The organism is Embleya sp. NPDC050154 (assembly GCF_044460165.1).
Taxonomy (GTDB): Bacteria; Actinomycetota; Actinomycetes; order Streptomycetales; family Streptomycetaceae; genus Embleya.
Genome location: NZ_JBITJP010000048.1, coordinates 25,495 through 36,486, shown reverse-complemented (window position 1 = coordinate 36,486; position 10,992 = coordinate 25,495). Strand labels below are relative to the sequence as shown.

The window sequence follows — 10,992 nt, the reverse complement described above, 5'->3', positions numbered from 1 at the left end:
AAACGACGCGACACGTCATCCCTCCCGCACGGCACCAGACTTCATGCCCGACCAGCGGAAACGCAGGAACTACTTTCGATAAGACAACGGCTTCTCAAGCGCCGGCCGGGCTGGGATTGCTCGGGCGGCGTTTTGGGGTTGCCGTGCGTGGGAGTTGGCTCAGGTGGCCTCAAACGCCGGCCGGGCTGGGATGTTGCCCGGTCGGTGTTTTGGGGTTGCGGTGGGTGGGAGTTGGCTCTGGTGGCCTCAAGCGCCGGCCGGGCTGGGTTGGCGTCGAGCGCGGGCCGGGCTGGGCTCGGGTGTGAGTTGGCCGTGGGTGGGTCAGGCTGCGTGTTGGGTTGTGCCGGTGAAGGCTGCCCATAGGGAGGCGTAGGGGCCTTGGCGGGTGAGGAGTTCGGTGTGGGTGCCGAGTTCCACCACTTGGCCTCGGTCGATGACGGCGATGCGGTCGGCGCGGGCGGCGGTGGTGAGGCGGTGGGCGACCACGAGCGTGGTGCGGCGGCCGGTGAGGGCCTCGGTGGCGCGGGTGACGGCGGCCTCGGTGGCCAGGTCGAGTGCGGCGGTGGCCTCGTCGAGCAGGAGGATGTCCGGGTCGACCAGGTAGGCCCGGGCCAGCGCGATCAACTGGCGCTGGCCCGCCGACAGGTTGCGGCCGCGCTCGCCGACGGCGTGGAGGTAGCCCCCGTTCAGCTCGGCGATGGCGGCGTGCGCGCCGACCGCGCGGGCGGCTGCCTCGACTTCGGCGTCGGTGGCCTGCGGGCGGCCGTACGCGATGGCGTCCCGCACGCTGCCGGGCGCCAGGTAGGCCTCCTGCGGGACGATGCCCAGGCGGTGCCGGTAGTCCGCGAGGTCGTAGTCGCGCACGTCCACCCCGTCCACCAGGACCGCGCCCGAGGTCACGTCGTAGAACCGGGCCACCAGCTTGACCAGGGTGGACTTGCCCGCGCCGGTCTCTCCGACCAGCGCGACCGTCTCGCCCGGCTCGATGTCCAGCGTGACGCCCGACAACACCTCGGGCGAACCCATCACCGCCGCCGCGCCCTCGCCCGACTCGTCGGTGTCCCCGAACGCGGGCGTGTTGTACGCGAACCGCACATCCCGGAAGCTGATCGCCCCCTTGAGCCCACTCGTGGGCACCGGAACCGGTACGGCCGGAGGCGGCGTCGTGGTGGGCGTGCGCAGCAGATCGCGAATCCGCCGCAGCCCCACCGCCGCCTGCTGGTAGCCGTCGAACACCTGCGAGAGTTGCTGGATCGGCGAGAAGAACATGTCGATGTAGAGCAGGTACGCGATCAACGCGCCCGCCGACAACGTCCCGCCGCCCACCCGATGCGCGCCGACGATCAGCGCGATGCCCGCCGCGAGGTTGGACAGGAACTGCCCGAACGGGAAGTACAGCGCGATGTAGCGCTGGGCCCGCAGCCGCGACGCGCGGTAGTCGTCGCTGCGTTCGGCGAACCGCTCCCGGTTGCGGCCCTCGCGGCGAAACGCCTGCGACACCCGCAACCCGGCGACGTTCTCCTGGAGATCGGCGTTGACCACGCTGACCTTCTCGCGCGCCTCCGTGTACGCCTTGGACGACTTGGACCGGAACACCACGGTGGCCGCGATCAGGATCGGCAGCACGCTCATCACGATCAGCCCGAGTTCCCAGTCCAGCACGAGCAGCGCGACCATGATCCCGAAGAAGGTCAGCACGCTGACCACCGCGCTGACCAGCCCGGTCTGCAGGAACGTGGACAGCGCGTCCACGTCGGTGGTCATCCGGGTCATGATCCGCCCGGACAACTCGCGTTCGTAGTAGTCCAGTCCCAGCCGTTGCAGGTGCGCGAAGGTCTTCACCCGCAGCGTGTACAACAACCGCTCGCCGGTGCGGCCCGCGATCAGGGCCTGGGCGACGTTGACGAACCAGTCGGCGATCACGATCACCACCGCGATCAGCGACACCGTCATGATCGCGCCGGTGGCCCCGTCGTCGATGCCCCGGTCGATCCCGTCCCGGATCAGCGCCGGCAGCGCGAGCTGGGCGCCGGTGTCCAGGATCACCAAGACCAGACCGAGCAACAGCACCCACCGGAACGGCCGCAGCAGCGAGCGCAGATCGAACGCCGAGTCCGAGCGGCGCGCCTGCGCGTCGTCCACACCGGGCCGATCGGTGGCGGGCGGGAGCTTGTCCACCTGGGCGAGCAACTCCGGCGTGGCCTGGAGCATCGCCGCCCACCCGCCCGGACCGCCGCGCGTCGCGCTCGCGGCGACCACGCCGGCCGGGTCCTCGGGCGCCGTGTCGGTCGTCGCCGAGCGGTCCCACAGCGCGGGCGTGACCCCGCTCGCGTCGGGCGGCGCGACCGACGCGGCGAGTGAGAGCGACTCGTGCGCGTCCACACCCTCGGCGTCCTCGCCCGGCCCGGACAGCAGCAGCCGGTACAGCGGGCAACGCGCGCTGAGTTCGTCGTGGCTGCCCACGTCCACCAGCCGGCCCCTGTCCAGGACGGCGATCCGGTCGGCCAGTTGTAGCGTCGAGCGGCGGTGCGCGACCAGGATCGTGGTGCGCCCGGCCATCACCCGGTGCAGCGTGGCGTGGATCTCCGCCTCGACCTTGGGGTCCACCGCCGACGTTGCGTCGTCCAGCAGCAGGATCCTCGGGTCGGTGAGCAACGCCCGCGCGAGCGATACCCGTTGCCGTTGCCCACCGGACAGGGTCAGCCCCTGTTCGCCGACCACCGTGTCGTAACCGGCCGGCAGTTCGCGGATGAACGCGTCGGCCTCGGCCGCCCGCGCCGCCGCGAGCACCTGCTCCTCGGTCGCGTCCGGCCGGCCGTACGCGATGTTGGCCCGCACGGTGTCCGAGAACAGGAAGCTGTCCTCCATCACCAGCCCGATCGCGGAACGCAGCGAGTCGAAGGTCAGGTCCCGGACGTCGTGCCCGTCCACCAGGATCGCGCCGGACTGCACGTCGTAGAACCGGGGCAACAACATCGACACGGTGGACTTGCCCGATCCGGACGTGCCCACCAGGGCCAGCGTCTCGCCCGGCTCCACCCGCAGCGACAGCCCGTCCAGGACCGGCCGCGAGGCGACATAGCCGAACCGCACGTCGGCCAACTCCACCGAGGCGGCCACCACCGGCAGCACCTCGGCGTCCGGCTTCTCGGTCACGATCGGCTGGGAGTCGATCACCTCGAAGATGCGCTCGACGCTGGCCCGCGCCTGTTGCCCGAAGGTCAACAGACTCGAGAGCATCCGCACCGGCCCGACCAACTGGCCCAGGTAGGTGGAGAAGGCGAGGAAGGTGCCCAGGGTGATCTCGCCCCGGACGGCCAACCAGCCGCCGAGCGCGAGTACGCCGACCTGGCCGAGTGCGGGGATCGCCGCAAGCGTCGGGGTGTACCGGCTGTTCAACCGGACCGAGCGCAACCGGGAGGCGAACAGCCTGCGTCCGGCCGTCTCCAGCCGATCCAGCTCCTGCTCCTCCTGCCCGAAGCCCTTGACCACGCGGACCCCGGTGACCGCGCTGTCCACGACGCCGGCCAGTGCGGCGGCATCCTGCTGGGCCTGCCAGGTGGCCGGGAACAGTCGCTTCCGGGAGAGGTAGGCCACCGCGAACAATCCCGGCCCCACCGCCAGCGACACCAGCGTCAGCAACGGCGACAACCAGAACATCACGCCGAGCGAGATGACGAACAACAACACGTTGCCGGTCATCATCGGGATCATCGACAGGAAGCCCTGGACCATCGTCACATCGGAGATGCCCCGGCTGACGATCTGCCCGGTCTGCAGCTGGTCCTGTCGCGCGCCGTCCAGCCGGGACAGCGCGCCGAAGATGCGCGTGCGCAGGTCGTACTGCACGTCCAGGGACAACTTGCCGCCGACATAGCGCCGGGCGAACGCACAACCGAAGGTCACCGCGGCCGCGCCCAGCAGCAGCACCGACAGCGGCACCAGCCCGCCCAACTCGCCGGCGACCGCGTCGTCGACCACCTCGCGCTGCACCAGTGGGACCAGCGCGGTGACCGCCATGCCGACCAGGGAGGCGCCGAACGCGATCAGCACGCTGCTCCGATACCGCCACGAGGCGGCCATCAGTCGACGCAGCCAGCCGTGTTCGGGGCGGCCTGGCGCGGGTCCGGTTGTCATAGCCAACCATTGTAAATTGTTAACCGAGGAAACGATGTTCGGATGACCCGATCACACCCTGGACCGCGCGCACCGTCCGCGCCATCATGGGCCGCGATCCGACGCCCGACCGCAACCGCCCACCCGAGCCCCGGCGGACCGGCCCGCAGCGCCGGCGGACCGGCTCCGCAATGTCGGGCAGCCCTCGAACCCGCACACCCGACGACAACCCGACCGTGATCGCCGAGGGCGAGCCGGGCGCGCCGCTGCCGTTCTCGATGGTGGAGATCACCGGCGTGCCGCGTACCGCGTTCGACTGGCCGGTGGTGCCCGAATGATTGACCACGCTGCCGACCGGGCTCGGCGCGCTATGGCGACGCGTTGCCGCCGATCCGGATCACCGCGGAGGGGTGCTCGACCGCCGAGGGTCTCGACGACCCGGAACGCGTCGCGTTCCCGGATGGGCATATCGCCGCGGTGGGCGCGGCGGGCAAAGCCGGAATCGACGTCCGCGGCTATTTCGTCGGGTCCCTGCCGGACGACTTCGAATGGGCCGAGGTCTATCACCAACGCTTCGGCTTGATCCATGTCGACTTCCCGACCGGGACCCGGACACCGTGAGCTTCCTATCACTGGTTGCGCGAGCGAATCGGTGTCGGGCGGCCCGGATAACGCCCGGCACCGGACATGGACACGCACGGGAGCGCGCAGGCGCACAATCCTCACCCTTCCGAGTGAAATTGCGTGTCCTGGGCCCTGGGCCAACCGATGACGTCACCCGGGAGGGCGAACGGCGTCTTTTCCTTTGCCGACAAAACCTTAGAGTTGCCGCGCCGCCATGAAATCCCCGGGCGGTGCGGCGGAGCCGTGTCCGGAATTCCGGTGCGCGGCGGGACGCCGACTCGTTTCCCCCGACGTCCCCGGTGAAGGGCAATTCCATGGTCAAGCACGGATTTCGCAAGGCGGCCGTGATCGTCACGGCGGTCATCTTCGGCTCGATGGCCTCGCTGTACATTCCCGCGGCGCGCGCCGCGCAGACGCCCCGCGAGCCGCTGACGCCGGACAGCTTCCTGCCCGCGCAGTTGCTGCTGCCCTTCCAGAGCGCGGTGTTCAACGTCCAGGGCGCGGTGGCCTTCGGCTGACCGCGCGCCGATCGCGCCGACCGCGTGTCGACCGCGCGCCGACCACCGCCGGGTTCGCGACCGGCCGATCCCGGAGCCGAGGGGCGACGGAGCGGCGCCTCGTCCCCTCGGCCCCGGGATCGACCCGGGTCCGCGATGTTCCCCGGCGGTCGGCCGCTCGAACGCTCGGTGGTTCGACGGCGGGCCCGCTCGAACACCAACGGCCCGAGCACCCAGGGCCTCGAACACCAGCGGCCCGAACACCCACCGCCTCGAACACCCAGCGGCTCGACCGCTCGGCGGCCCGATCTCCGGGTCGCCCGACCGCTCGGCCGCGTCGGCTACTTCAGTTGACCGGCGATCGCCTTGAGGCCCTCGGCGGCGTACTTCTCGTCCAAGTCGCCGCCGGGAGCACCTGCCACCCCGATGCCCACGATCGGGGCGCCGTCCACGGCGACCGGCACCGCGCCGGCCAGGAACAGCGTGCCCGGGATGTCCCGCAGCGACGCGCCCGGCGCGGTGACCCGCTGGGCCAGCGTCGAGGTCGGGGCGTTCCAGGACACGGCGGTGTACGCCTTGCGCCGCGCCGACTCCTCCGACTGCGGGCCCGCGCCGTCGCCCTTGAGCACCACACGCGTGGAGCCGTCCCGGGCGACCACGACCACGGTGACCTTCTGGCCCTCCTTCTCGGCGGCGTCGAGCGCGGCCTGGGCCGCCTTGCTCGCGGCGTCCACGCCGAGCGTCTTGACCGACACCACGGCGGGCGCGGGGCGCTCGTCGTGCTTGGCCTCGGTCGTGCCGGGCACCTGGGCCGCCGCGACACCGGCGGTGACCGCGCCGACCGCCGCGAGCGAGAAGACCCCGGTCAGAACCCGACCACGCGTCGAGAAGTTGCTCATCGTCCGTACCTCTTTCACATTTCTGCGTCGTTCCCGGGCGGTTGCCCCGATGCCTCCACACTCCCGTCGATCCGCCCGTCCGCCATCGGCAAAGCCGCCGGTCCCGGCGCGCCGGTCGGGCGGTGCGAGGATCAACCGATCGGCTGATCCGGACCCGCGCGAGCGGGTCCACGGTGGAGGGGATCGTCGATGTGCGCGCGCCGCGCGTGATCGAGCCGAGCGGGACAGGGAACAGGTACGTCGTGCCCCGACAGCGAACAGAGCCATGGCCCGTGCGGCACGCCGGGCTGGTGATCCACGCGGGCTTCCTGCTGCTGCTGGCCGCGTCGATGGGGCGGTACACGGTCCGGCACGGCACCGACGGCCGCGCCCCGTGGGTGCTCGCCCTCGCGGTGCTGCTCGCCGCGCTCTACCTGGCCGGCCTGACCCTGCCCGAGGACCGTTCGCCCGCGCGGCCCGCCTGGCTGACCGCGGTCCTCGCCACCTGGCTGGCCCTGGTCACCGTCGCGCCGAGCTTCGCGTGGTGTGCGGTACCGCTGCTCTATACCGGCCTGCGGGTGTTGTCGACCAGAGCGGCGATCGGCACGGTGGTGCTGCTCACCACCGCCGTGGTGATCGCGCAGTACCGGCTCGCCGACACCATCGACCCCAGCCTTTTCCTCGGGCCGCCCGCGGTGGCCGCGATCGCCACCGCCGTGTTCACCCGGATGCGCAGCGACGAGCGACGGCTGCGCGAGACGGTCGCCGAACTGGCGGTCAGCGAGCGCCGGGCGGGGGTGCTGGCCGAGCGTGAGCGGTTGTCCCGGGAGATCCACGACACCATCGCGCAGGGCACTTCGAGCCTGCGGATGTTGCTCCAGGCCGCGGACCGCGGCTGGGACAACGATCCCGACGCGGCGCGGGCGCACGTGCGTCGGGCCGAGCGGGTGGCGGCGCTCGGCGTCGAGGAGATCCGCAGGTTCGTCCGCGACCTGGCCCCCGCCGAACTCGCCGACGATCCGGGCCTGCCCGGCGGTCTGGCCCGGGTGGTCGAGCGGTTTCGGAGCGAGGAGGGGCCGAGCGTCGCGCTCGCCGTGGACGGTCGGGTGCGCCCGCTGGCCGAGCCGGTGCAGGCCGCGCTCACCCGGACCGCGCAGGGCGCGCTGGCCAACGTGCGCGAACACGCCCGGGCCCGGGCCGTGCACGTGACTCTCACCTACCTGCCGGACCGGGTCGCGCTGGACATCCGCGACGACGGCGTCGGCTTCGACCCGGGCCTGACCCGGGCGGGTGACCTGCGCGGTTACGGCCTGCCCTCGCTCCGCCGCCGGCTCGCCGAGGTGGGTGGCGAACTCACCGTCGAGAGCGCCCCGGGTGAGGGCACCGCGCTGGCCGCGACCGTGCGGGACGCCTCCGGCGCGGCGGACCCCGAGCCGCCTCCGACGGCCGACCGGGACACGCCCTTCGAACCGGCACCGGGCACGACCCCGGCCGCCGGCACCGAGCCCACCTCCCGCCCGAGCCCAGGAGCCGCACCGTGAACCCGATCCGCCTGATCGTCTGCGACGACCACGCCGTCGTTCGGGCGGGTCTGCTCGCGCTGTTCGCCGGCGAGGACGGCATCGAGGTGGCGGGCGAGGCGGCGAGCGGCGAGGAGGCGGTCAGGCTGGCCGCCGCGCTGCGCCCGGACGTGGTGCTGATGGACCTGCAACTGGTCGGCGGGATCGACGGTGTCGAGGCCACCGAGCGACTGCTCGCGTTGCCCGAGCCGCCGCACGTGCTGGTGCTGACCATGTACGACACCGACGCCGACGTCTCGCGCGCGATCGAGGCGGGCGCGGCCGGCTATCTGCTCAAGGCGGGCAGCCCCGAGGACCTGTTCCGTGCGGTGCACGACGCCGCCGCGGGCCGCACCGTGCTGGCTCCGGAGGTGGCCGCGCGGCTGTTCAGTCGGATGCGCAGGCCGGACACCACGCTCACCACCCGCGAGGTGGAGATCCTGCACCTGCTCGCGCGTGGTGTGGGCAACGCGGAGATCGCCAGGGAACTGTTCATCTCGCAGGCCACGGTGAAGACGCACCTGGGCCACATCTACGCCAAGCTCGGCGTGGACACCCGCACCGCCGCGGTGAGCGTGGCCACCGAGCGGCGGCTGATCCGGCTGACCTGACGATCCGTCACGCAAGCCGCGCCGCGGCCTTGCCATCCCGACACCCGCGCCCCATAGTGCTGAACACAGTCAAGCATCTATCCGGCGGAGTGTGCCATGCCATTCGGACCCGACAGCACCACCGACGAGGTTCTGGCCGACGTCGACCCGACCGGCCGCACGATCGTGATCACCGGCGGCACCTCCGGCCTGGGTCGGGAGAGCGCGCGGGCGCTCGCCGCGGCCGGCGCGCGCGTGGTGGTGACCGCCCGCGACGCGGACAAGGGCCGCGCGGCGGTCGCGGAGTTGCCGGGCCGGGTCGAGTACGCCGTCCTGGACCTGACCTCGCTCGCCTCGATCCGCGCGGGTGCCGCCGAACTGCGCGAGCGTTTCCCGTCGTTGGACGTGCTCGTCAACAACGCGGGAGTGATGGCGACCCCGTTCGGGCGTACCTCGGACGGCTTCGAGCTGCAGTTCGGCACCAATCACCTGGGCCACTTCCTGTGGACCACCCTGCTGGAGCCCGCGCTGGGCCCCGGCTCGCGGGTGGTCAACCTCAGCTCCGCCGGGCACGTGGCGTCAGGGATCCGCTGGGCGGACCCCAACTACGAGAAGGCGCCCGAGGAGTACCACCCCTGGCAGGCGTACGGCGCGTCCAAGACCGCGAACATCCTGTTCACCGTCGAGTTGGACCGCCGGCTGCGCGGACGCGGAGTGCGGGCCTACGCCGTGCACCCGGGCATGGTGGCGACCAATCTGGGGCGGTACATGACCCGCGACGCCGGGCGCGATCTGCAACGCAAGGTCACCGCCTCGAACATGCCGCCGATCAAGCAGGTCGCCAACGGCGCCGCGACCCAGGTCTGGGCCGCGACCGCGCCCGAACTCGCGGACGTCGGCGGTGTGTACCTCGCGGACTGCGCGATCACCGCCGAACACGCGGCGTGGGCACTGGACGAGGCGGACGCCGCGCGACTGTGGAGCCTGTCCGAGGAACTGGTCGGCGAAGAAACCACCCGATGAGGGTCTACACGGGGATGGACCCGCGGCTGCCGCTGCGCGAGGTGGCGGCGCACGCGCGCCGGGCCGAGGCGGCCGGGTTCGACGGCCTGCACGTGGCCGAGACGGTGCACGACGCGTTCGCCGCGGCGCTGCTCGCCCTCGAACACACCGAACGGCTCGTGGTGCGCACGTCGGTGACGCTTGCCTTCGTGCGCTCCCCGCTGCTCACCGCCTACGGCGCGTGGGACCTGGCGCGGTTCTCCGGCGGCCGGTTCCAACTCGGCCTGGGCAGTCAGGTGCGGCAGAACATCGAGGACCGGTACGGGATGCCGTGGTCGCCGCCGGTGGCCCGGATGCGCGACTACGTGGGCGCGGTCCGGGCCGCGTTCGAGGCGTTCCGGACCGGCGAGCCGCCCGCGTACGAGGGGTCGCACCACCGACTCACCCGGATGCAGCCGTACTTCAACCCCGGCCCGGACCCGGACACGGTCGCGCCTCGGATCCTGCTGGGCGGGGTCGGGCGGGCGATGTGCGCGCTCGCCGGCGAACTCGCGGACGGACTGGTCACCCATCCGACCAACTCCGGTCCGCGGTGGCTGGCGACGGTCGCCCGACCGGCGCTGGCCGAGGGCATCGCGCGCGCGGCGCTTCCGCGCACGGTCGAACTCGTGGCCGGCACACAGGTGATCGCAGGTCCCGACCGGGCCGCGCTGGACGCGGAACGCGAGCGGCAGCGGCGGCTGTTCGCGTTCCTGTACTCGACGCCCGCGTATCGCGCCACGCTGGACCTGTATGGATGGGGCGAACTCCAGGACCGGTTGCGGGTGATGGTCCGCCGCGACGACTGGTCGCAGTTGGCCGGGCACGTCACCGACGAGGTGCTCGACACGCTGCTGCCGATGGCGGTGTACGAGGAACTGCCCGCGCTGATCACGGAGCGCTGGGGCGGGCTGGCGGACGCGGTCACGGTGCCGCTGCCGGTCGATCCGGCCGACGACGCGCGGATTCGCGACGTGGTGCTCGCGCTGCGCTGACGCAGGGTCCGACCGCCCCGATGCCGGGCCGGAGTGGGGCGACGGACCCGCGGGCGGGGGGAATGCCCGCGGGCCCGTCTTCCTCGGCGGCGCACTGGGGGGAGGTGCACGCCGCCGGCCGCCCCGCCGGTACCGTCCCGGGCCCGGCGGGAGCCTGAGGCCACGATGCCGCCTCGGCACCCCTTCGCGCCGGAGGATCGCCATTTCCGATCCGCACCGTTCGCCGAACACAGTCCACCTCCCTGGAATTGGCCCTTTGTCGGCAGGCCAGTCGTGCCCAGAATGGAAACTGGCCTGGTCGATGTGCAGGCCGATTCCATTGCACCATCGGGAGTGTGCCGTGAACGCGTATGTTGCCTGGTCCCTGGTCCTGTTCCTCGTGGTGACCGCCGTGCTCGGCCCCCGATTCGGCGCCGACACGCGCGACGGCGCGGACTGGTCGCGGCCCCGGGGGCGGCCCGAGGTGTGGCCGGGCGGGCGCGTCGACGAGCCGGTGATCGAGGAGCCGGCACCGATCCGGGCGACGCCGGCGACCACAAAATCTGACGGATGGTCAGCTTTGCCGGGTCGCACCCGTACAGGCGGCCGGGACCAGCGAATTCCAACGGGTGATCTTCTCGCGGGGAGTACTCCCGGTCGCTCCCGGTGAGCGCTAGCATCCGCGCTGAGGAGCTGCCGGAAAAGCCGTGCGC

Annotated in this window: 7 protein-coding genes and 1 pseudogene; 6 read left to right on the top strand and 2 right to left on the bottom strand. The window is 72.1% G+C overall.

The annotated features are described in order from the left end of the window. Positions 1-321 precede the first annotated feature (321 nt). A complete protein-coding gene (locus ACIBSV_RS49170; protein ID WP_395874284.1) occupies positions 322-4,137 on the bottom strand; it encodes an ABC transporter ATP-binding protein in 3,816 nt (1,271 codons plus the stop codon). Positions 4,138-4,376: 239 nt separating this feature from the next. Between ACIBSV_RS49170 and ACIBSV_RS49165 the strand changes: the two are divergent. Both ACIBSV_RS49165 and ACIBSV_RS49160 read left to right on the top strand, forming a co-directional pair. After that, positions 4,377-4,737 (top strand): annotated as a pseudogene (locus ACIBSV_RS49165) (family 1 glycosylhydrolase); the annotation flags it as partial. A 317-nt stretch (positions 4,738-5,054) separates the two neighbouring features. Beyond that, positions 5,055-5,258: a hypothetical protein gene (locus ACIBSV_RS49160; RefSeq protein ID WP_395874282.1), complete on the top strand. Its 204-nt coding sequence runs from the start codon at positions 5,055-5,057 to the stop codon at positions 5,256-5,258. Between the two features lie 320 nt (positions 5,259-5,578). On the opposite strand, the gene ACIBSV_RS49155 is transcribed toward ACIBSV_RS49160, so the two are convergent. Next, positions 5,579-6,136: a heme-binding protein gene (locus ACIBSV_RS49155; RefSeq protein WP_395874280.1), complete on the bottom strand. Its 558-nt coding sequence runs from the start codon at positions 6,134-6,136 to the stop codon at positions 5,579-5,581. Between the two features lie 272 nt (positions 6,137-6,408). Between ACIBSV_RS49155 and ACIBSV_RS49150 the strand changes: the two genes are divergently transcribed. The 4 genes from ACIBSV_RS49150 to ACIBSV_RS49135 all read left to right on the top strand — a co-directional run bounded on the left by ACIBSV_RS49150 (position 6,409) and on the right by ACIBSV_RS49135 (position 10,300). After that, positions 6,409-7,656 (top strand): sensor histidine kinase, encoded by a 1,248-nt coding sequence (locus tag ACIBSV_RS49150; protein ID WP_395874278.1) that lies wholly within the window; start codon positions 6,409-6,411, stop codon positions 7,654-7,656. Then, complete coding sequence (locus ACIBSV_RS49145) at positions 7,653-8,285, top strand: response regulator (protein ID WP_395874276.1); 633 nt, start codon at positions 7,653-7,655, stop codon at positions 8,283-8,285. Before ACIBSV_RS49150 ends, ACIBSV_RS49145 begins: the two co-directional genes overlap by 4 nt. A 96-nt stretch (positions 8,286-8,381) precedes the next feature. Beyond that, positions 8,382-9,287 carry an SDR family NAD(P)-dependent oxidoreductase gene (locus tag ACIBSV_RS49140; protein WP_395874274.1) on the top strand — a complete coding sequence of 302 codons (906 nt, stop codon included), beginning with the start codon at positions 8,382-8,384 and terminating at the stop codon, positions 9,285-9,287. Further along, a complete protein-coding gene (locus ACIBSV_RS49135; RefSeq protein WP_395874272.1) occupies positions 9,284-10,300 on the top strand; it encodes a TIGR03617 family F420-dependent LLM class oxidoreductase in 1,017 nt (338 codons plus the stop codon). The genes ACIBSV_RS49140 and ACIBSV_RS49135 overlap by 4 nt, the downstream gene beginning before the upstream one ends. Positions 10,301-10,992 lie beyond the last annotated feature (692 nt).